Raw genomic sequence first — 20560 nt, 5'->3', positions numbered from 1 at the left:
TACGGGTTGCCCGACGTGGGTACGGTCTGACCATGAGATTTCTGCCCCTGCTCATCCTCGTGGTGCTGCTGGTGGGAGCGTTCGTCTGGTGGCGTCGGGAGAGCGACGCGCGGGAGGCCCGGCGCCTCGCCGACGCGCGGGCCGACGCCCAGCGCTGGTACGAGCGGCTCGGCGGCCAGGTGATGAACCTGCACGGCGACCACCCGGCCGTACGCCAGGCGCTCGTCGACGCGGGGGAGCGCTACAACGCGGCCGGCAGCCAGCTGGAGCAGGCGCACAGCGTCGAGCAGTTCCGCCTGGCCCGGGAGACCGCGCTGGAGGGGTTGACCTACGTGCGGGCGGCCCGGGTGGCGCTCGGCATCGACCCCGGCCCCGAGCTGCCCCCGCTTGCCGCCGCGCAGGGCGCCGGGCGGCTCACCCGGGAGCGCCAGGTCGACGTGCAGGGGCAGACCTTCAAGGCCGGCCCGCAGCCCGGCCGGGACACCCCCTACTACTACCCGGGCGGGCGCTACCAGGGCCGGCCGGTGCCGGCGGGCTGGTACTCCACCCCGTGGTGGAAGACCGCCCTGGGCGCCGGCGCGGGCGTCCTCGGCGGCATGCTGATCGCCGACGCGCTCTTCTCGCCCGGTTTCGGCGACCCCGGGTACGGCTACGAGGCCGGCTACCAGGAGGGCTTCGGCGACGCCACCGGCTTCGGCGAGCAGGGCGGCGACTTCGGTGGCGGTGACTTCGGCGGCGGTGACTTCGGTGGCGGCGACTTCGGGGGCGGCGGCTTCGGGGGCGGAGATTTCGGCGGTGACTTCGGCGGCGGCGACTGGTAGCGTCCAGCGCGACCGCCTGCCGCCTGCCGCCTGCCGCGTGCTGCGTGAAGGGCACCATTCCTGGGCGGGAAGCGTCAGGAAGGTGCCCCTCCTCGCATCTCAGCCCGTGTTGCGCATGCCGGCGGCGATGCCGTTGACAGTGGTCAGCAGCGCGCGCTCCAGCGCCGTACCGTCGCTCGGCGCCCGTCGGCCGCCCGGCGCGGTGGCCACCGCCCGGCCGGCCGCCCCGGACTCCCGGTACTGGCGCAGCAGGGCCACCTGGAGGTGGTGCAGCGGCTCCAGGTAGGTGTCGCGGACGGCCAGCGTGCGCTGGAGCACCGGGGAGCTCTCCAGCAGGGCCGGCGAAGAGGTCACCGCCAGCACCTCCCGCTTGGTCAGCTCGTACTCCTGCTCGATCTTGTGGAAGATCGGGTGCAGCTTCTTCGGCACCAGCGTCTCGACGTAGCGGCGGGCGATGTTCAGGTCGGTCTTGGTGAGCATCATCTCGACGTTCGACAGGAACGTGCGGAAGAAGTGCCAGTTGCGGTGCATCTCGGCCAGCACGTCCCCGAGCCCGGCCTCCCGGGCCGCGGCCAGGCCGGAACCGACCCCGAACCAGCCTGGCACGATCTGCCGGGTCTGGGTCCAGCCGAACACCCACGGGATGGCGCGCAGCCCGGCCAGCCCGGCCCCCGTGTTCGGCCGCTTCGCCGGCCGGGAGCCGATGTTCAGCGCGCCGAGCAGCTCCGTGGGCGTCGACGCCCAGAAGTACGCGGGCAGGTCCGGATCCTCGACCAGCGACCGGTACGACCGGAAGGCCGAGTCGGAGACCAGCTCCATCGCGGCGTCCCAGCGTTCCAGCATCTCGGCGGGCTGCCGGGGCGCGGTGTGCAGCAGGGTGGCCTGGAGCACCGCGGCCAGGGTCAGCTCCAGGTTCTCCCGCGCCAGCGACGGCAACGAGTACTTGTCGGAGATGACCTCGCCCTGCTCGGTGACCTTGATCGCGCCGTCCAGCGTCCCGTACGGCTGGGCCAGGATCGCCTCGTGCGTCGGCCCGCCGCCGCGACCCACCGTGCCGCCGCGGCCGTGGAAGAGCCGCAGGTGCACCCCGTGCCGGGCGGCCACGTCGCGCAGCGCGCGCTGGGCCCGGTGGATCGACCACTGGCTGGTGGTGATGCCGGCCTCCTTGTTGGAGTCGGAGTAGCCCAGCATCACCTCCTGCACGTCGCCCCGCGCCGCCACCAGCGCCCGGTACGCCGGCAGCGAGAGCAGCTCGTCGAGCAGTTCACCGCCCGTGTTCAGCTCGGCCGGGGTCTCCAGCAGCGGCACGAAGCCGATCCGGGACCGGCCGCTGTGCACGTCGATCAGGCCGGCCTCGCGGGCCAGCACCACGGCGGCGAGCACGTCGTCCACGCCGAGCGTCATCGAGACGATGTACGACTCGATGACCTCGATGCCGAACCGGTCCTGCGCCTCGCGGATGGTGCCGAACACGTCGAACGTCTTGCGGGTCGCCTCGGTCAGCGGGGTGTCCACGGTGGAGAGCGGCCGGCGACCGGTCAGCTCGTCGGCGAGCAGCTTCGTCCGCTCCTGCCGGCTCAGCGACGGATAGTCGGAGACCTCGCCGACGGCCGCGTAGAGCTGGGCGAGCACCGCGTGGTGCGCCTCGGCGTGCTCCCGCACGTCCATGGTCGCCAGGTGCAGCCCGAACGCCGAGACCGTACGGATGGTCGAGGCGAGCCGGCCCACGGCGGTGAGCTGGCCGGCGTTGCGGGCCAGCGAGGCGCGCAGCAGCTCCAGGTCGGCGATCAGCTCGGCGGAGCCGCGGTAGTCCCGCCCGGGCACGTGCGCGGTGCCCTGGCGCAGCCGCTGCCGGGTGTTGGCCAGCTTCACCTTCACGCAGCGGGCCTTGAGCCGGTAGGGCTCCTCGGCGTTGACGCGGCGGAACCGGGCCGCCACCTCGGGCAGCGCGTCCAGGTCGGCGGCGAGGCTGGCGGAGAGGTCGAGCGACACCCCGCGCAGCCGCCGGGACACCGACACCTCGTCGATGAGGTGGTCCATCGCCTTCTCGGTGGCCGCGATGCCGTGCTCGTGCTGGATGGTCAGCACCTCGCGGGTCACCGCCGGGGTGACGAACGGGTTGCCGTCGCGGTCACCGCCGATCCAGGTGCCGAAGGACAGCGGCCGGGCGGTCGGCGAGGTCTCCACGCCGAGGGTGCGCAGCGTGTCGGCGAGGTCGTCGAGGACCTGCGGGGCGGCCTCGGCGTACAGGTCGCGCAGGTAGTAGATGGCGTTGCGGGCCTCGTCCGTCGGATCCGGCCGGTCCAGCCGCAGCTCGTCGGTCTGCCACATCAGGTCGAGCAGTTCGGCGAGGCGGCGGTTGGCCGGGCCCTCGTCGCTGGCGCCGTAGAGGATCGCGTTGGCGGTCTCGGTGTCCAGCTCGTCGGCGATGGCGCGCAGCTTGGACAGGATCGACCGGCGGGCCGCCTCGGTGGGGTGGGCGGTGAAGACGGGCCGTACCGCCAGCCGCCGGGCCGCCGCCGCGATCTCCTCGGCCGGCACCCCGCGCTCGGCGATCATCTTGGCCGCCTGGTCCAGCCAGCCGCCCTGCACCGCCCGGCGCCGTCGCAGCTCCCGGCCCCGGTGCACCTGCTCGGTGATGTTGGCCAGGTGGAAGTAGGTGGAGAAGGCGCGGGCCAGCTTGGTGCCGGTGGTGACGTCCAGGCCGGCGAGGCGCTGCGCGGCGGCGGGGGCGTCCGAGCGCACCTGGGCGCGGATCTCCTCGACGAGATCGAGCAGCGGCCGGCCCTCCTGGCGGGCGAGGGTCTGCCCGAGCAGGGTGCCGAGGCGGCGGATGTCGGCCCGCAGGGCGGCGTCGGGGCCGTCGTGGTCGTGCTGGTCGGTCACGATGCGCTCCTTACGCGAGTACGAAGGACAGCGCTGTCCGACTCCCTGGATCGTATCCGCGTGCCCCGCCGCTAGGCAGAGGACCCTTGCATCTGCCCGCCTTGCGGGAACGGCTTCCTCCTCGAAGGCCAGTCGATGCCCGTGGCGTCCGCGCTGGTGGGAGCGGGTGCGGTGCGCCGGCCCGCCCGCCAGCGGACCGGAACGGGTGGCGCTGCGCACACCTCGGCACGCCCGGCGGCGCCCAGCCTGGCCGGGGGAGCGGCGCCCGGGACGGCCCGGTGAGCCCGCCGATCAGACGAGCTGGCAGCGGCCCGCGCTGTAGTGGGCGACCGCCGCCATGATCTCCGCCTCGGACCGGTCCGCGAAGTTGAGCGTGGCGACCAGCCCGGAGCCGTAGAAGGCGCTCAGCGCCGCGCCGTCCAGCGCCGTGAACGCCCCGAGGTTCTGGAGCACCCGCGAGTCGCGCGGCTTGACCACCAGCATCTTCTCCAGACTCCACCGGCGGCGGGAGATCTGCGCGACCCCCTCCCAGGGCAACCAGATCGCCTGGCCCCGGGTCGGTCGCGTGCGGATCCAGAGCCCCGCCGGGCCGAGCGCCAGCACCGGCCCGCCGGAGCCGATCAACCAGAGCTGGATCCCCAGCGGCAGGGCGATCAGGGCCAGCAGGCACCCCACCACGCCGAGGATGCCGAGGACGGACTGGGAGCGCATCTGCGGGTCCGCCGAGTTCACTATGCCGAGACCGGCGCAGGAGGCGATCGGGAGGACGAACAGCAGCACCACCCCCATCATCAGCAGGCCGCGCTTCGCGACGTTGGGCCGTACCACGAACGGCTGGTCCTCCGGGATGCGCCTGGTCACCGGCGCCGGGGCAGGACCTCCCCACCCTCCGCCGGGTGGCGGGCCGCCACGGTGGGGCTGCGACGGCCACGGTCCGCCGGGTGGCGGGCCCCCGTGATGGGGCTGCGACGGATGTCCGGCAGGGGTGCTCACGCGGGCCTCCGGTTTCTCGATCAACTCGGCGGGGCCAGCGTAGAGGCCGCCCACCAGCGGCCCCGACGGGCGTGACGACCGGAAAACCGGTGGAGGCGGTCGGTAGCTTCCGGTCATGGCTTCGCCGAACTATCCCCCCAAGCCCAGACCGGGAGACCGGGTCGCGGTCGTCTCGCCCTCCGCCGGCCTGCCGGCTCTCTTCCCCCACGTGTACGAGCTGGGGCTGCGCCGGCTGCGCGAGGAGTTCGGCCTGGAGCCGGTGGAGTATCCGACCACCCGGGTGCTCGGCGCCGACCCTCGCGACCGGGCCCGCGACCTGACCGCCGCCTTCGCCGACCCCACGATCACGGCCGTGCTCGCCACGGTGGGCGGGGACGACCTGATCACGGTCACCCCGTACCTGGACGACGACGTGCTGCGCGCCAACCCGAAGCCGTACTTCGGCTACTCCGACAACACCAACGTCCTCAACCACCTGTACCGGCTGGGCGTCGTGTCGTACCACGGCGGGTCGGTGCTGGTGCACCTCGGCCGGCCGGGCAGCCCGCACCCGCTCACCTTCGACTCGCTGCGCGCCGCCCTCTTCACCTCCGGCTGGTACGACCTGGCCCCGGCCCCGCAGTGGGGCGACCGGCCGAACGACTGGCACGACCCGGCGGCGTTGGCCGACGAGCCGGAGATGTTCCCGGGCGAGGGCTGGCGCTGGCAGGGGCCGACGACGGTGGTCGAGGGGCGCACCTGGGGCGGCAACCTGGAGATCCTGCACTGGCTGCTGGCGGCCGACCGGGTGCCCGCCGCCAGTCGACTGGCCGGGTCGGTACTGGTGATCGAGACCTCGGAGGAACTCCCCTCCGCCACCGAGGTCTTCCGGATGCTGCGCAACATGGGGGAGCGGGGACTGCTCGCCGGCTTCCCGGCGGTGCTCGTCGGCCGCCCGAAGGCGTGGGACTTCGACCGGCCGCACACCCCCGACCAGCGGCGGGAGTGGGCGGGCGCGCAACGGGAGGCGGTCACCCGGGCGCTCGCCGCCTACCGCCCGGACGCGGTGGTGGTCTTCGACGTCGACCTGGGCCACACCGACCCGCAGCTGATCGTCCCGTACGGCGGCGAGGTCCGGGTGGACGCCGTGGAGCGCCGCATCTCCGTCCGCTACTGACCGCCCCTCCCGCGCGGGACCCACCCTCTCCCGCGCCAACCCGGCGGCGGTGGCGCGCAGCCACGGCGCCGCACCGGCCTCCGCGAGTTCTGCCTCGCGCGTGTTGCGCGGGGCTGTGCCCCGCCTTCGCGCGGCGCCTGCCGCCTCGGGAGCGAGTGCTCCGGTGATCATGACGGCATGGACGTTACCTGGCCGTTTTGGGGTCCATGGCGTCCTGATCGTCATGGACAGGGCGTGATCAGTTGCGGCGTTCGTGGATTGCGCCAGTGACCAGGCGGACAATTCGGGCAGGGTGTCGCAGTACGTCGTCCACCGTGAAGCGCAGCACCAACCAGCCGGCCTCGCGTAGTGCGTTGAGCCGGGCCACATCGCGCTGGAAGTGGGTGCGCTCCCGGTGGTGGTCACCCTCGTACTCGATGGCGACCCGCCACCGGGGATAGGCGAGGTCGACGCGGCCGAGGAAGACGCGTCCGCGCTGCGCGTGGGTGCCGTACACGTCATGCTGTGCGGCCAGGGGCGGCAGACCGGCGTCGTGCAGGACGAGCCGGAGCCGGGTCTCCATCGGGGACTCGCTCAGCGGCTCGGCCAGCGCGAGCACCTCACGCAGCTGGGCTGTGCCGGGCCAGCGGCCGTGCGCCTCCAGGTGGCTGCTCAACGCGGGAAGCTTGACCACCCGTCGGTGCAGCAGCGCGTCCACCGCGACCAGCGCCGCCGCCCGGGGCAACTGGCGCCCGAGGTCGAAGGCCGTCCGGACACCGGTGGTGACCGGCAAGCCGGCGAACCGGGTGATCTCCGGGGCGGAGAGCGACCGTTGATCGACCGAAACCCGTCGGGTGGAGCGTCGGCGGGCCGCCCCCGGCAGGGTGACGAAGACCGGGCTGGCGCGCGGAAGGAGGTCCACGCCCCACAGGAACGCCGCGCTGAGACCGCTGATGGCGGCTCCCGCCGGCACGGTCAGGGCAACGGCGTCGCACCACATCCGGTGGTCGTTTTCACGATAGCCGTCGACGTGGACGTAGATGTCGGGCAGCAGCCGGTGCCAGGACGACCCACGAAGCATCCGCCACGTGACAAGGCCGGCGGCGACAGCCCGACTGCCGGAGAACGGGAGGAACGCCAACTCGCTGGGAATGCGCGGTACCCGGGGCATTCCGGCAGCTTGCGGTCACGGCCCGCTCGCGCGCTGACCCGAAGGTCGATCCCGGGGTGTTGTCGCGGGCCCTGCCGCCTGACACCGCCCCCCGAGCCACCTGGCGCCGTTCCTGCCGGGCGGATCCGCTCCCGTTCGCAGGCTGCCGTGGCCCCGCCGCAGGCTGCTGAGCCCGGCCGCAGGCTGCTGAGCCCGGCCGCAGGCTGCGGGAGTCCGGCCAGGAGTGCGGGGCTCGGCCGCAGGCTGCGGGAGCCCGGCTGCGGAGTGCCGGAGCCCGGCTGCCGGCGTCCTGACTGGGGGCGGACGGGGGCGGCCGTGGTGGGGCCGTGGTGGGGCCGGTCAGGCGGCGTCGAGGACGGCGAACGCCCGCACCGGGAACGTGCCCATGCCGGCCACCATCGGCGGGGCGGCCGTGAACCGGAACCCGGTCGGAGGCAGCGCGTCGAGCCCGGTCAGGTGCTCCACGACCGGGACGCCGGCGGCCAGCAGCGTGCTGTGCGTCGGGCGCTCGCCGGCAGCCGCCGGGCTCATGTCGTCGATGTTGATCGAGTCGATGCCGACCAGGGCGGCACCCGCGTCCACCAGCGCCCGGGCACCGTCGCCCGTGAGGTACGGCGCCTCCCGCGCGCCGTACCGGTCGGTGCCGAAGTGTGCCGACCAGCCGGTGTGCAGCAGCACCGCGCACCCCGCGACGTCGTACGGCGCCAGCAGCAGGCGGTCCACCGCGCGGGTGCCGGCCGGCACCCGGACGACGACGCCGGGCAGGTCGGCGAGGCGGTCCAGCCCGGTGGCGGCGAGGTCGGCGCCCTCGGCGAAGCGGTGGGCGGGCGTGTCGACGTACGTGCCGGTGTTGGCGATCATGTCGATCCGCCCCACCTGGAACTCGGTGCCGGGGGCGTAGTTGGCCCGGGACGCCTCCCGGGTCAGCCACTCGGTGATCCGTGGCGCCGGCCAGCCGGGCAGGGTGGTCATGCCGTCGGTGACCACGTGGCTCAGCTCGACCAACCGTCGCCGGGTGACGCCGTCGGGGGCGGTCCGGGGCGCGACACCCCGGCCGCCCTTGTGCGGCTCCTGGACGAGTGTCCTGTTGGTGATCCGCACCTCGGCCACCATCAGCAGCCCGAGGTGCCGGACGAACAGCGCCGCCAGGTCGTCGTCGGTGATGTCGGTGCCGGGGATGTCCAGCCGGAAACCGTCCGTCCGCAGCCCGCCACCGTTGGCGAAGGTGACCTCCGCGTCGAACTGCGCCCGCCACTGGTTGCCCATCAGCGCAGCCGATCACGGCCGACCGTCCCCGTCAAGATCCTTGGGGCTGCTCGTGCGACGCCCGGTCGGATCCCGGGCCTCGGACACGGGCCACGGCACCCGCGTGCGGTTGTCGGGTCCCGGATCCCCGTCACGGCCACGGCACCTGCGTGTGGTTATCGGGTCCCGGATCCCCGACACGGGCCACGGCACCCGCGTGCGGTTGCGGCCGGCGGTGACGCGCGCCGATCCGGGCCTCACCGGCCGAGGTGGAGCCCGGTCGTCGGCGGGGACCGCCGACAGGGCTGCCCCCGGGCCCACCGGAGTGCCGTACAGGGGGGTGCACGGCACTGCGGCGGGGCAGCGACGGCACCCGCCGTCGCCGAGGTCGCAGCCGGGTGGAGCTGCGGGCCTCCCCGAACAGGTCCGCGCACCCCGCGACGGCCGCTGCGGCGGCTCGATCCCGGCTGACGGAATCCATCCTCCGTCGCCGGGCGGCCCGGGTCTTGAACATCGATGCTCGGTTTGGCCCGGTCGGTCGGTCACGGTTGGGTGAGGAGGCGGCGCAGGTGGGCCGGGGGGTGACCGACGTGGTCCCGGACCACCCGGGTGAGATGGGCCTGGTCGGCGAAGCCGTGCTCCGCCGCCACGGCGCGCAGCGGTCGTCCGTCCGCCTCGGCGAGGGTGTCCAGCACCGCCCGGACCCGCAGCCGGTTGCGGTAGGCGGTCAGGCTGCTGCCGGTGATCCGGTGGAAGACCCGGCTCAGGTGGTGCGGGGACGCGCCCACCTCGCGGGCGACCTCGTCGAGGCCGAGCGAGAAGTCGCCGGCGGTGAGCACCTCGCGGGCCCGGTCGGCCAGGCGACGGTGGGCGGCCTGGGTGGCGGGCCGTCGGCCGACCGCGCGATCCAGGTCCGCCCCGGGCGGCGTGGCCCGGGCGTCGGTCAGGTTGAGCACCCCGTCGAGGAAGCGGTGCAGCCGCTCCGCCATCTCGAACTGGTCCAGCCCGCGCCGGAACTCCGCGACGAGCATCCGGTGGGCGAGGTCGAGCGGCGTGTCCGAGGTGCCCTCCCAGCCGGCGGCCTCCAACCAACGCGCCGCGTCCGGGCGTTCGGCCAGCACTGCCGCGTCGACCTCTAGACAGGTGTACGTGTCACCGCAGCCCAGCGGGTGGGACACGGACATCTCGTCGCCCGGCCGGGTGAGCAGCACGGAGGTGGCGTCCGAGAACGCCGTACGACCGTTGAGCCGCCGCCGGTACGCCCCCGACCGCCCGAGGATGATCTTGTGGGTCAGCTCGGCGGCCGGTGCCGTCCAGCCGTGGTTCTCGACGATGCACCGCACCTCGTAGATGAGGATTCCCTCCGGGTGACCCAGCACCCGCCACCGGGCGGGCGTCGTCTTACGACGCGGGTCGCTGCCGATTCCCTGAGGCATTCGTTCTCCCCCTCGGATGACCGTCATGGATCGTCGGCGATCCAACCTACGCGGAGGTGCCGCGCCCGGTCGGAGAGATAGTGTCGACCGGTGGACCCCCCGCCCGACCGGGCGCGGGGTGATCGTCGTGCCGTCCGCTGGAAGTGATCACATGCTCACCGGTCTGTTCTCCGCCGCCCTCGCCGACCCCGGGCTGGCCCGGGCGCGTGACCTGGCGCGCTCCGGTGCCGCGCAGGTCGACGGCCTCGACATCACCGCGCCGCCCGCCCTGCGTCCCTTCGCGGTCGCCGCGGTCGCGGCCGACCGGGCCGGCGACGGCGGGCCGGGTGGCGGCGCGGGCCGTCCGGTGCTCGCCGTGACCGCCACCACCCGGGAGGCCGACGACCTGGCCGCGGCGCTGGGCAGCCTGCTCCCGCCCGAGCAGGTGACGGTCTTCCCGTCCTGGGAGACGCTGCCGCACGAGCGCCTGTCGCCCCGCTCCGACACGGTCGGCCGGCGGCTGGCCGTGCTGCGCCGGCTGGCGCACCCCGACTCGGCCGACGCGCACGGCCGCACCGGGCCGCTGCGGGTCGTCGTGGCGCCCGTCCGGTCGGTGCTGCAACCGCAGCTCAAGGGGCTCGGCGACCTGGAGCCGGTGCAACTCGCCGCCGGGGCGGAGGCCGACCTGGAGGAGGTCGCCCGCCGGCTGACCGACATGGCGTACGCGCGGGTCGACCTGGTCACCAAGCGGGGCGAGTTCGCCGTGCGCGGCGGCATCCTCGACGTCTTCCCGCCCACCGACGAGCACCCGTCGCGGGTCGAGTTCTGGGGCGACGAGGTGGAGGAGATCCGCACCTTCGCCGTCGCCGACCAGCGCACCATCGAGCAGGTGCCGCAGCTCTGGGCCCCGCCGTGCCGGGAGCTGCTGCTCACCCCGGCGGTACGCGGGCGGGCCGCCGCACTCGCCGAGGAGCACCCCGAGCTGGCCGAGATCCTCGACAAGCTGGCCGAGGGCATCCCGGTGGAGGGGATGGAGTCGCTCGCCCCGGCGCTCATCGGCGCCGACTCGATGGAGCTGCTGCTGGACGTCATGCCGACCGGCACCCACGTGCTGCTCTGCGACCCGGAGCGGATCCGTACCCGGGCGCACGACCTGGTGCGTACCTCGGACGAGTTCCTCCAGGCCAGCTGGGCCGCCGCGGCGGTCGGCGGCCAGGCCCCGATCGACCTGGGCGCCGCCGCCTTCCGCACCCTGGCCGACGTCCGCGCCGCCGCGGCGAAGCTCAGCCAGCCCTGGTGGACGCTGTCGCCGTTCGGCCTGGTGGAGGCGGACGCGGCCCCGGCCCGGCAGCCCTGGGAGGACGCGCCGGAGGCGTACGACGTCACCCCCGACGACGCGATCGCGGTGACCCTGGCCGCGCAGCCGGCCCCGCTCTACCACGGCGAGACCGCCCGGGTGGTCGAGGACCTGTCGCGCTGGGTCGGCGAGGGCTGGTCGGTCGCGCTGGTCTTCGAGGGGCACGGCCCCGCCCAGCGGGCGGTCGAGGTGCTGCGCGACGCCGGCCTCGGCGCGCGGCTGACCGAGGAGGTGCCGACCGCGCCCGCCCCCGGCGAGGTGCTCGTCACCTGTGGCAGCCTGACCGGCGGGTTCGTCGACGAGGCGTCGAAGTTCGCGCTGCTCACCGGCAACGACGTCACGGGTGGGCGGGGCACCTCCACCCGCGACATGCGCAAGATGCCGAGCCGGCGGCGCAACACCATCGACCCGCTGGAGCTGCGGGCCGGCGACCACGTCGTGCACGAGCAGCACGGCATCGGCCGCTACGTCGAGCTGGTGCAGCGCACCGTCAACGGAGCCTCCCGGGAGTACCTGGTCATCGAGTACGCCCCGAGCAAGCGCGGCCAGCCCGGCGACCGGCTGTTCGTCCCCACCGACCAGCTCGACCAGCTCTCCCGCTACGTCGGCGGCGAGCAGCCCGCCCTGCACAAGATGGGCGGCTCGGACTGGCAGAAGTCCAAGGCCCGGGCCCGCAAGGCGGTCCGCGAGATCGCCGCCCAGCTCATCCAGCTCTACGCCGCCCGCAAGGCGTCCAAGGGGCACAACTTCGGCCCCGACACGCCGTGGCAGCGGGAACTGGAGGACGCCTTCCCGTGGCAGGAGACGCCCGACCAGCTCGCCGCCATCGAGGAGGTCAAGCGGGACATGGAGCAGACCGTCCCGATGGACCGGCTGATCTGCGGTGACGTCGGCTACGGCAAGACCGAGATCGCGGTACGGGCGGCGTTCAAGGCGGTGCAGGACGGCAAGCAGGTGGCGGTGCTGGTCCCCACCACGCTGCTGGTGCAGCAGCACTACAACACCTTCGCCGAGCGGATGAGCCAGTTCCCGGTGACCATCCGGCAGCTCTCCCGCTTCCAGACGCCGAAGGAGGCCGAGCAGACCCTGGAGATGGCCGCGGCGGGCACCGCCGACATCGTCATCGGCACCCACCGGCTGCTCCAGGCGGCCACCCGGTTCAGGTCGCTGGGCCTGGTCATCGTCGACGAGGAGCAGCGCTTCGGCGTCGAGCACAAGGAGCACCTGAAGACGATGCGCGCCTCCGTCGACGTGCTGAGCATGTCGGCCACCCCGATCCCGCGCACCCTGGAGATGGCGATCACCGGCATCCGCGAGATGTCCACCATCGCCACCCCGCCCGAGGAGCGACACCCGGTGCTCACCTCCGTCGGGGCGTACGACGAGCGGCAGGTGGCCGCCTCCATCCACCGCGAGCTGCTCCGCGACGGGCAGGTCTTCTACCTGCACAACCGGGTCGAGTCGATCGACCGGACGGCCCGCCGGCTCCGGGAGCTGGTGCCCGAGGCGCGGGTCGCGGTGGCCCACGGCCAGATGGGCGAGGAGGCCCTGGAGAAGGTCATGGTCGGCTTCTGGGAGAAGGAGTTCGACGTCCTGGTCTGCACCACGATCGTGGAGTCCGGCATCGACATCCCGAACGCCAACACCCTGATCGTGGAGCGGGCCGACCTGCTCGGCCTGGCCCAGCTGCACCAGATCCGGGGTCGGGTCGGCCGGGGCCGGGAGCGGGCGTACGCCTACTTCCTCTACCCGCCGGAGAAGCCGCTCACCGAGCACGCCCACGAGCGGCTGGCCACCATCGCCCAGCACACCGAGCTGGGCGCCGGCATGTACGTGGCGATGAAGGACCTGGAGATCCGGGGAGCCGGCAACCTGCTGGGCGGCGAGCAGTCCGGGCACATCGAGGGCGTCGGCTTCGACCTGTACGTGCGGATGGTTGGCGAGGCGGTCTCCGCGTTCAAGGGCGAGCGCCCGGAGGAGGAGACCGAGGTCAAGGTCGACCTGCCGGTCGACGCGCACCTGCCGCACGACTACGTCGGCGTGGAGCGGCTGCGCCTGGAGATGTACCGCAAGCTCGCCGAGGCCCGCGACGACGACCGGCTGCGCGAGGTGGTCGCCGAGATGACGGACCGCTACGGCGAGCCGCCCGCCCCGGTGCAGAACCTGGTCGCGGTGGCCCGGTTCCGGCTGCTGGCCCGCCGCTACGGCCTGACCGACGTCTCGATGCAGGGCAAGCACATCCGGTTCGGCCCGTTGCCGCTGCCCGACTCGAAGCAGCTGCGGCTCAAGCGCTACCACCCGGACTCGGTCTACAAGTCCGCGCTCGACCAGGTCAGCGTGCCCCGGCCGAGCACCCGGCGGGTGGGCGGCGAGCCGCTGCGCGACCAGGCCCTGCTGGAGTGGTGCGCCCAGCTGCTGAAGGATGTGCTGGGCGAGCCGGCGACGGCCGGAGCCGCCGCCCGGTGAGCGAAGGACACGCGTCGCCGGCGGCGCAGTCCAGGGGAGCGGTGGCGCGCATCGCGGCGGGGTGAGCGGGGGACACGCGACTCACGAGGGCGCACCCGCCCCCGAACCGGGCGTGACCTCCGGTGGCCGGACGGCGAACGGGCGGCGGGCGGCCGGCGGGACGGGCGGGCGGCGTCACACGGGTCGCGGCCGGCATGAGAGAGTGGCCGTCATGCGTGCTCGCCGTCTTGTCGCCGTCGCCAGCGTGGCGCTCGGCCTCGTCGCCCTCTCCGGTTGCCGTACCGAGCCCGGGGTCGCCGCCTACGTCGGCGACCTGCGGATCACCGAGGATGCCGTCACCGAGGTCCTGGACGACGTGCGGGCGAAGAACCCGACGCCGACCGGGCAGCCCGAGGCGCCCGAGGGACAGCCCCCGGCGCAGGCGCCGCAGCTGCCCGGCCGCAGCCAGATCGTCAGCATGCTGGTGCTGACCGAGGTCTGCGAGCGGCTCTCCGCCGAGAAGAACTACCAGCCGCGCGGGCAGGTCGCGCCGGAGCAGGTCGCCCAGCAGCTCCGTCTGACGCCCGACACCGGCTACGTGCGCCGGTCCGCCGAGCTCTACAGCTGCCTCTCGGGGGTGCCGCCGGTGGCGCAGGCCCAGCCGACCGCGCAGGAGTTGGCGGACGTGGTGGCGGCGGGCCGCCGGGCGGGTGCCATCCCGGCCGACATGCCCGACGAGGAGGCCGCCGCCCGCCTCGACGGCGAGCAGTTGCGCGCCGCGCTGGCCACCCGCAAGCCGCTGGCCGAGGCGGTCACCGCGTACGACGTGACGGTCAACCCCCGCTACCGCCCGCTGGAGTTCCCGGTCCTGAGCTTCTCCGACAACGCGCCGGCGGTGAGCGTGCCGCTGGGCGAGACCGGCTCCAACGGCGTCACCGACGTCTCCACCCCGGAGCCGCTGGCCCCCGCCGGGCCGCAGGCGGCCGGTGGGACCGACAGCTGAGCATGCCCGCACGGATCGTCCTGCTCGTCACCTCGCCCCGGCTGCCGGCCGGTCTGCTGACCGCCGCCGCCTGGGACGTCGTACGCCGGCACCCGGTGCTGGCCGGGGCGGAGAGCGAGCTGACGACGGCGGTGCGCGCGGCGGGCGCCGAGGTCACGGTGGTCGACGGCCGGGCGACGCAGGCGTTGCTGGACGCGGCGGCGGCGCACGGCGTCGCGGTGTGGCTGGCCGGTCCGGCCGGCGACGAGTCGCTGGCCCGTGAGCTGGGCCTGCGGCTGGCGCGTGAGCCCGGCCTGGCCGAGCTGGAGCTGATGTACGGCTCCTGGGATCCGCCGGGCGCCCGGCTGCTCGACGTGGTGGCGGTGATGGACCGGCTGGCCTCCCCGGGCGGTGATCCCTGGAAACGGGCGCAGACCCACCGCAGCCTCGCCGGCTTTCTGCTGGAGGAGTGCTACGAGGCGTACGACGCGATCAGCGCCGGGGACACCGACGCGCTGCGCGAGGAACTGGGCGACGTGCTGCTCCAGGTGGTGCTGCACGCCCGACTCGCCGAGGAGCTGCCCGAGGCGCGGCGGTGGACCGTCGACGACGTGGCCGGAGATCTGGTCGACAAGATGGTCCGGCGCAACCCGCACGTCTTCGCCGACGCCGAGGCGGGCACGCTGGAGGAGATCGAGGCCAGCTGGGAGCGGATCAAGCGGGCCGAGAAGGCGCGTGACTCGGTGCTGGAGGGCATCGCGCTGAGCCAGCCCGCCCTCGCCCTGGCCGCCAAGATCCTGGAACGTGCCGGCCGGGCCGGCCTGGCCGTACCGCCGCCTTTGGCGGAGTCCCAGGTGGACCCGGAGGCGAGGCTGGGCGCGAGCCTGCTCGCCACGGTCGCGGCGGCCCGCGAGGCGGGCCTGGAGCCGGAGGCGGCCCTGCGCCGCGCCGCCCTCGCCTACGCGGACGCTGTCAGGAGCGCCGAACGCCGGTAGGGTCGGCGAGTGGAATCGTTTGTGCCGCTCGCGGAGCGGATCGTCGACGCGTTGCTGGAGAGCCGGCCGGGGTTGTCGACCACCACCGGGGACCACCGGCACGACGACCGGCTGCCGGACCTCTCCGTCGAGGCGGTCGCCGCCGACCAGGCCATGCTCAGGGAGGCCGCGGACGCGCTCGCCGAGCTCGATCCGGACGCGCTGGACGTCGAGGAGCGCGTCGACCACGCGCTGCTCACCTCGTTCGTGGACCGGGAGCTGTTCGAGTCCAGCGAGATCCGTTCGCACGAGTGGGATCCGCTGCGGCACAATCCCGGGCCGCTGCTGCACGCGCTGCTCGCCCGCCCGTACGCGCCGGTCGAGGTCCGGCTGACGAGCCTCGCCGGGCGGCTGGCCGCCGTACCGGACGCGCTGGCGACCGCGCGCGCGACGTTGCGCGACATGCCGCGCATCCACGCCGAGACGGCGGTCGGGCAGTTCACCGGCGCGGCGGCGCTGGTCCGTGACGAGGTGCCGGCCCTGCTCGCGCAGGCCCCCGCCCTGCACGACCGGGTCGAGCCGGCCGCCTCGGCGGCGATCGCGGCGCTGGAGGAGTTCGTCGCCTGGCTGCGGCAGGGCCTGGCCGCCGACGCCGGCCCCGGCCGGGACCCTCGGCTGGGCCGCCGCCGCTGGGAGGCGCGGCTCTGGCACACCCTGGACACCGAACTGGGCGCCGCCGAGATCCAGCGCCGGGCCTGGGCCAACCTGGACCGGGTGGGCGAGGAGATCCGCGCGGCGGCCGTCGAGCTGGTCGGTGGGCCGGCCGACGACGAGACGGTACGCCGGGCGCTGGACGTGCTGGCCGCCGAGCACCCGGACGACCACACGATCGTGGACCTCGCCTCGGTGACCCTGGACGAGGCGACCGACTTCGTCCGCGCCCACGACCTGGTGACGCTGGTCGACGACCCGTGCGTGATCCAGGAGATGCCCCGCTTCGCCCGGGGCGTGGCGGTCGCCTACTGCGACTCGCCCGGCCCGCTGGAGACGGCGGACGTGCCGACGTTCTACTGCATCGCGCCCACCCCGGAGGAGTGGCCCGCGCACCGGGTCGAGTCGTTCTACCGGGAGTACAACGACCACATGATCCGCAACCTGACCGTGCACGAGGCGATGCCGGGGCACTTCCTCCAGCTCGCCCACGCCCGCCGCCACGTCGGGCCCACCCGGGTCCGGGCGCTGACGGAGTCGGGGCCCTTCATCGAGGGCTGGGCGGTCTACACGGAGGAGCTGATGGCCGGCCTCGGCTTCGGCGGCCTGCCGGTCCGGTTGCAGCAGCTCAAGATGCAGCTCCGGATGACCATCAACGCGCTGCTCGACCAGCTCGTGCACTGCGAGGAGCTGCCGGAGTCCGAGGCGATGGCGCTGATGACCGGGCGCGGCTTCCAGGAGGAGGGCGAGGCGGCCGGCAAGTGGCGGCGCGCGCTGCTCACCTCGACGCAGCTCTCGACGTACTTCGTCGGTTACAGCGAGGTGGCCGGGATCGCCGCCGCCCGCCCGGCCGGCGCGTCGGTGCGCGAGTGGCACGACGCGATGCTCGCCCACGACTGCCCACCCCCGCGCCACCTGCGCACCCTGCTCGGGGTGTAGGCGAGGGCAGCCGCTACGAGCTGGCGGGGCGGCGGTCCACGACGCCGGCGTCGGGCGGGAGGTCGAACACGGCGCCGTCGACCGTCTCGCGGTAGCGGCTCAGCGCCAGCTCGACCTGCCTGCCGTCGACCTGGCCGGTGAAGCTGCCGAGCACTCCGTCCGTGGTGACGCAGGCGGTGAAGTCGCCGGCGGACTGCTCCACGTCGACGCAGGTGGCGTGGTGACCGGCGAGGGTGGTGTCGCTCTGGTTGATCACCGCGTCCGGGTCGAGGGCGGCGGTGGTGAGCAGCCCCACGACGACCGGCGGCGTGAGCAGCCCCCGCTGCTTGGCCTCGGTGAACATGGTCACCGTGGGCTTCGCGTTGGGCGCGGGCGGGGCCTCCAGGGTGCAGGTCGCGCGGCCGGCGGTCTCGCAGCGGGCCGTCGCCTCCGGGGTCACGGTGAGCTTCCCGCCGGGCCAGGTGTACGCGGAGCGGACCGGGTCCTGGGCCTGGGCGATGGTGGCGGTCTGCCCGCCGGGGAGCTGGTAGTCCGCGGAGTAGGTCAGCTCCAGCGCCCGGTCGAGCCGGGCGGCCAGGTCGTTCACCAGGTCGGCCCGCCCGATTGCCCGGCCGGCGTCGTCGAGGGTCTGACAACCGGTCACCGTGAGCGACGCGATGACCGACACGGCGAGCATGCGGAGGGTGGTCGAGGCGGCGGGCATGGCGACCAGCCTTGCCGATCAGGTCAACCGCGCGCAAACCCGTTGCCGGTTGAGAGACGAGAATCCGGGAATGTCCGGGTAAAGCGCCGCCCTGAGGCTCGTTCCGGGCCGGGTCGGCCAGCGCCCGGACCGCCCGTGCCCGAGCGCCGCCCGATACGCTGCGTTCAACAACTGCCTCAGCCGCACCGTCGCGGCCCATACCGGACCGGAACACACAAACGAGGAGCGACTCAGTGGCAACCATCGAGGGAATCGTCGCGCGGGAGATTCTGGACTCGCGGGGCAACCCGACTGTCGAGGTCGAGGTCGGGCTCGACGACGGCACGATCGCCCGGGCGGCGGTGCCCTCCGGCGCCTCCACGGGCGCCTTCGAAGCGATCGAGCTGCGCGACGGTGACGCCGACCGCTACCAGGGCAAGGGTGTCGAGAAGGCGGTCTCGAACATCGAGGACAAGATCGTCGACGAGCTGATCGGCTACGAGGCCAGCGAGCAGCGGCTGATCGACCAGAAGATGCTCGACCTCGACGGCACCGACAGCAAGTCCGAGCTGGGCGCGAACGCCATCCTCGGCGTCTCCCTCGCGGTGGCCAAGGCGGCGGCCGGCAGCGCCGAGCTGAGCCTCTTCCGCTACCTGGGCGGCCCGAACGCGCACCTGCTGCCGGTGCCGATGATGAACATCCTCAACGGTGGCGCGCACGCGGACTCGAACGTCGACATCCAGGAGTTCATGATCGCGCCGATCGGCGCGCCCAGCTTCCGCGAGGCGCTGCGCTCCGGCGCGGAGGTCTACCACGCGCTGAAGTCGGTGCTGAAGAAGAAGGACCTCTCCACCGGCCTCGGCGACGAGGGCGGCTTCGCGCCGAACCTGCCCACCAACGCCGCGGCCCTGGACCTGATCGCCGAGGCGGTGGAGAAGGCCGGCTACCGGCTCGGCACCGACATCGTCTTCGCGCTCGACGTGGCCGCCACCGAGTTCTTCGACAACGGCGTCTACACCTTCGAGGGCACCGCGAAGAGCGCCGAGGAGATGAGCAACTACTACACCAAGCTGGCCGACGACTACCCGATCGTCTCGATCGAGGACCCGCTGGCCGAGGACGACTGGACCGGCTGGCAGACGCTGACCGCCTCCGTCGGCGACCGCATCCAGATCGTGGGCGACGACCTGTTCGTCACCAACCCGCAGCGCATCGCCCGTGGTATCGCCGAGAAGGCCGCCAACGCGGTCCTCGTCAAGGTCAACCAGATCGGTTCGCTGACCGAAACCCTGGACGCGGTGGACCTGGCCCACCGGGCCGGCTTCAAGTGCATGATGAGCCACCGCTCCGGCGAGACCGAGGACACCACCATCGCGGACCTGGCGGTGGCCACCGGCTGCGGCCAGATCAAGACGGGCGCGCCGGCCCGCTCGGACCGGGTCGCCAAGTACAACCAGCTCCTGCGGATCGAGGAGGAGCTGGCCGACGCGGCGCGGTACGCCGGGGCGGGCGCGTTCCCGCGCTACCGTTCGGCCTGAGACGCGCGAGGCCTCGGGGGAGGGGTGTGACGATGCAGCAGCGCCGCACACCGGGCGGTCAGCGCCCCGCCCGCCGGCCGGGTCACACCGGCAGGCCGGGCGGGGCCCGGGGCGCCCGTACGCCGCTGCGCGAGGGCGGCGTCCGCGCCGAGTCGCGGGCCACGGCCGGTCGCGCGTCGGGGGCGGCCCGGGGCGCGGAGGGCGTACGCTCCGCGAGCCGGCCCGCCGCGGCCCGGCGTACGGCCGCCGGCACCGTCAAGCGGCTCTCCGCACCCCGATCCCGGGGCCTCACCGGGCGGGCCACCGTGCTCTTCGCGGTGCTGATCGCGCTTGCCCTGGCCTACACCTACCCGGTGCGCGTCTACCTGGACCAGCAGGCCGACATCGAACGGATGGAGGCTTCCCAGGCCGCCCAGCGCAAGGCGATCGAGGAGCTGTCCGAGCGGGCCGCCAAGTGGCAGGACCCGGAATACATCAAGATCCAGGCCAGGGAGCGGTTCTTCATGGGGCCCCCGGGCGAGACGCTGCTGGTGGTGCTCTCCGACCCGGAGGGCGCCGCGCGCGACGCCGGTTCGTCGGCGGCCCCGTCGGCGCCCGCCACCCCCGCCACCTGGTACGACACCCTCTGGTCGAGCGTGCAGGCCGCCAACGGCGAGCAGCCCGACAAGTGAGCAGCCCCCCGAGCACCGGACGAGGAACCAGCATCGTGACTGTCGTACCACCGCAGGAGCCGGCGGCGGACTCCGTACCCCCGCCCCGGCGTGAACCGGCGACCGAGGCCGACCTGGCCGCGGTGGCCGCGCAGCTCGGCCGCCCGCCCCGGGGCACCCGGGCCGTGGCCCACCGCTGCCCCTGCGGCCTGCCCGACGTGGTGGAGACGACCCCCCGCCTGGCCGACGGCACCCCCTTCCCGACGCTGTTCTACCTGACCTGCCCCCGGGCGACGGCCGCGTGCAGCCGGCTGGAGTCGGCGGGGCTGATGAAGGAGATGGCGGACCGGCTGGCCGCCGACCCGGAGCTGGCCGCGCGTTACCGGGCCGCGCACGAGGACTACCTGGCCCGCCGGGACGCGATCGGCGAGGTGCCGGAGATCGCCGGCATCTCCGCCGGCGGGATGCCCGGCCGGGTGAAGTGCCTGCACGTGCATCTCGGGCACGCGCTCGGGGCCGGGCCGGGGGTCAACCCGTTCGGCGACGAGACGCTGGAGCTGGTGGAGAAGTGGTGGGCGGCCGGGCCCTGCGTGGACGTGTCGGCGGCGGACTGACC

The 20560-nt window shown here is 74.0% G+C and carries 15 protein-coding genes; 9 read left to right on the top strand and 6 right to left on the bottom strand.

Going from position 1 to position 20560, the window contains the following annotated elements:
• The first annotated feature begins 32 nt into the window (after positions 1-32).
• Entirely contained in the window at positions 33-821 is a 789-nt protein-coding gene (locus ACGFIG_RS06955) for a hypothetical protein (RefSeq protein ID WP_393000040.1), read from the top strand.
• Positions 822-920: 99 nt separating this feature from the next.
• Here ACGFIG_RS06955 and ppc read toward each other — a convergent pair whose 3' ends face one another.
• Together ppc and ACGFIG_RS06945 are read right to left on the bottom strand one after the other, a co-directional pair.
• Positions 921-3707 carry a phosphoenolpyruvate carboxylase gene (gene ppc / locus ACGFIG_RS06950; RefSeq protein ID WP_393000038.1) on the bottom strand — a complete coding sequence of 929 codons (2787 nt, stop codon included), beginning with the start codon at positions 3705-3707 and terminating at the stop codon, positions 921-923.
• A 291-nt stretch (positions 3708-3998) separates the two neighbouring features.
• The gene (locus ACGFIG_RS06945) at positions 3999-4568 is read right to left on the bottom strand and encodes a hypothetical protein (RefSeq protein WP_393000036.1); all 570 of its coding nucleotides are present in this window, start codon (positions 4566-4568) and stop codon (positions 3999-4001) included.
• Between the two features lie 247 nt (positions 4569-4815).
• On the opposite strand from ACGFIG_RS06945, the gene ACGFIG_RS06940 reads away from it, so the two are divergent.
• Positions 4816-5856, top strand: a complete 1041-nt coding sequence (locus tag ACGFIG_RS06940; RefSeq protein ID WP_393000034.1) for a S66 peptidase family protein — start codon at positions 4816-4818, stop codon at positions 5854-5856.
• Positions 5857-6094: 238 nt separating this feature from the next.
• Here the strand turns inward: ACGFIG_RS06940 and ACGFIG_RS06935 are convergent, their stop codons facing one another.
• The 3 genes from ACGFIG_RS06935 to ACGFIG_RS06925 form a co-directional block, all read right to left on the bottom strand.
• Complete coding sequence (locus tag ACGFIG_RS06935) at positions 6095-7006, bottom strand: endonuclease domain-containing protein (protein WP_393000032.1); 912 nt, start codon at positions 7004-7006, stop codon at positions 6095-6097.
• 339 nt (positions 7007-7345) lie between these two features.
• Positions 7346-8272 (bottom strand): cyclase family protein, encoded by a 927-nt coding sequence (locus ACGFIG_RS06930; protein ID WP_393000030.1) that lies wholly within the window; start codon positions 8270-8272, stop codon positions 7346-7348.
• Between the two features lie 521 nt (positions 8273-8793).
• Complete coding sequence (locus ACGFIG_RS06925; protein WP_393000028.1) at positions 8794-9687, bottom strand: helix-turn-helix domain-containing protein; 894 nt, start codon at positions 9685-9687, stop codon at positions 8794-8796.
• A 151-nt stretch (positions 9688-9838) separates the two neighbouring features.
• On the opposite strand from ACGFIG_RS06925, the gene mfd reads away from it, so the two are divergent.
• From mfd to ACGFIG_RS06905, 4 genes are all read left to right on the top strand, one after another.
• Positions 9839-13489: a transcription-repair coupling factor gene (mfd, locus tag ACGFIG_RS06920; protein WP_393000026.1), complete on the top strand. Its 3651-nt coding sequence runs from the start codon at positions 9839-9841 to the stop codon at positions 13487-13489.
• 211 nt (positions 13490-13700) lie between these two features.
• Positions 13701-14471, top strand: coding sequence for a hypothetical protein (locus tag ACGFIG_RS06915; protein ID WP_393000024.1), 771 nt, complete (start codon positions 13701-13703; stop codon positions 14469-14471).
• 2 nt (positions 14472-14473) lie between these two features.
• A complete protein-coding gene (locus ACGFIG_RS06910) occupies positions 14474-15445 on the top strand; it encodes a nucleoside triphosphate pyrophosphohydrolase (RefSeq protein WP_393000022.1) in 972 nt (323 codons plus the stop codon).
• A 9-nt stretch (positions 15446-15454) separates the two neighbouring features.
• The gene (locus tag ACGFIG_RS06905; protein WP_393000020.1) at positions 15455-17074 is read left to right on the top strand and encodes a DUF885 domain-containing protein; all 1620 of its coding nucleotides are present in this window, start codon (positions 15455-15457) and stop codon (positions 17072-17074) included.
• A gap of 13 nt (positions 17075-17087) precedes the next feature.
• Here ACGFIG_RS06905 and ACGFIG_RS06900 read toward each other — a convergent pair whose 3' ends face one another.
• Complete coding sequence (locus tag ACGFIG_RS06900) at positions 17088-17777, bottom strand: hypothetical protein (RefSeq protein WP_393000018.1); 690 nt, start codon at positions 17775-17777, stop codon at positions 17088-17090.
• 233 nt (positions 17778-18010) lie between these two features.
• Between ACGFIG_RS06900 and eno the strand changes: the two genes are divergently transcribed.
• The 3 genes from eno to ACGFIG_RS06885 are packed head-to-tail and all read left to right on the top strand — an operon-like array spanning position 18011 to position 20558.
• The gene (gene eno, locus ACGFIG_RS06895; protein WP_393000016.1) at positions 18011-19294 is read left to right on the top strand and encodes a phosphopyruvate hydratase; all 1284 of its coding nucleotides are present in this window, start codon (positions 18011-18013) and stop codon (positions 19292-19294) included.
• 32 nt (positions 19295-19326) lie between these two features.
• Positions 19327-19965, top strand: a complete 639-nt coding sequence (locus ACGFIG_RS06890) for a septum formation initiator family protein (protein ID WP_393000014.1) — start codon at positions 19327-19329, stop codon at positions 19963-19965.
• Positions 19966-20000: 35 nt separating this feature from the next.
• On the top strand, positions 20001-20558 hold the full coding sequence (locus ACGFIG_RS06885) for a DUF501 domain-containing protein (protein WP_393000012.1): 558 nt from the start codon (positions 20001-20003) through the stop codon (positions 20556-20558).
• Positions 20559-20560 lie beyond the last annotated feature (2 nt).

It is taken from the genome of Micromonospora sp. NPDC049048 (assembly GCF_043197615.1).
In the GTDB taxonomy this organism is placed as follows: domain Bacteria; phylum Actinomycetota; class Actinomycetes; order Mycobacteriales; family Micromonosporaceae; genus Micromonospora.
This window is presented reverse-complemented; position numbering and strand designations above follow the sequence as displayed.

What these genes read in the sequence shown, in the direction of transcription:
- ACGFIG_RS06955 (WP_393000040.1), top strand. Translation starts at nt 33, where the DNA reads ATGAGATTTCTGCCCCTGCTCATCCTCGTGGTGCTGCTGGTGGGAGCG.
- ACGFIG_RS06940 (WP_393000034.1), top strand. Translation starts at nt 4,816, where the DNA reads ATGGCTTCGCCGAACTATCCCCCCAAGCCCAGACCGGGAGACCGGGTC.
- ACGFIG_RS06935 (WP_393000032.1), bottom strand. Translation starts at nt 7,006, where the DNA reads ATGCCCCGGGTACCGCGCATTCCCAGCGAGTTGGCGTTCCTCCCGTTC.
- ACGFIG_RS06930 (WP_393000030.1), bottom strand. Translation starts at nt 8,272, where the DNA reads ATGGGCAACCAGTGGCGGGCGCAGTTCGACGCGGAGGTCACCTTCGCC.
- ACGFIG_RS06925 (WP_393000028.1), bottom strand. Translation starts at nt 9,687, where the DNA reads ATGCCTCAGGGAATCGGCAGCGACCCGCGTCGTAAGACGACGCCCGCC.
- mfd (WP_393000026.1), top strand. Translation starts at nt 9,839, where the DNA reads ATGCTCACCGGTCTGTTCTCCGCCGCCCTCGCCGACCCCGGGCTGGCC.
- ACGFIG_RS06915 (WP_393000024.1), top strand. Translation starts at nt 13,701, where the DNA reads ATGCGTGCTCGCCGTCTTGTCGCCGTCGCCAGCGTGGCGCTCGGCCTC.
- ACGFIG_RS06910 (WP_393000022.1), top strand. Translation starts at nt 14,474, where the DNA reads ATGCCCGCACGGATCGTCCTGCTCGTCACCTCGCCCCGGCTGCCGGCC.
- ACGFIG_RS06900 (WP_393000018.1), bottom strand. Translation starts at nt 17,777, where the DNA reads ATGCCCGCCGCCTCGACCACCCTCCGCATGCTCGCCGTGTCGGTCATC.
- ACGFIG_RS06890 (WP_393000014.1), top strand. Translation starts at nt 19,327, where the DNA reads ATGCAGCAGCGCCGCACACCGGGCGGTCAGCGCCCCGCCCGCCGGCCG.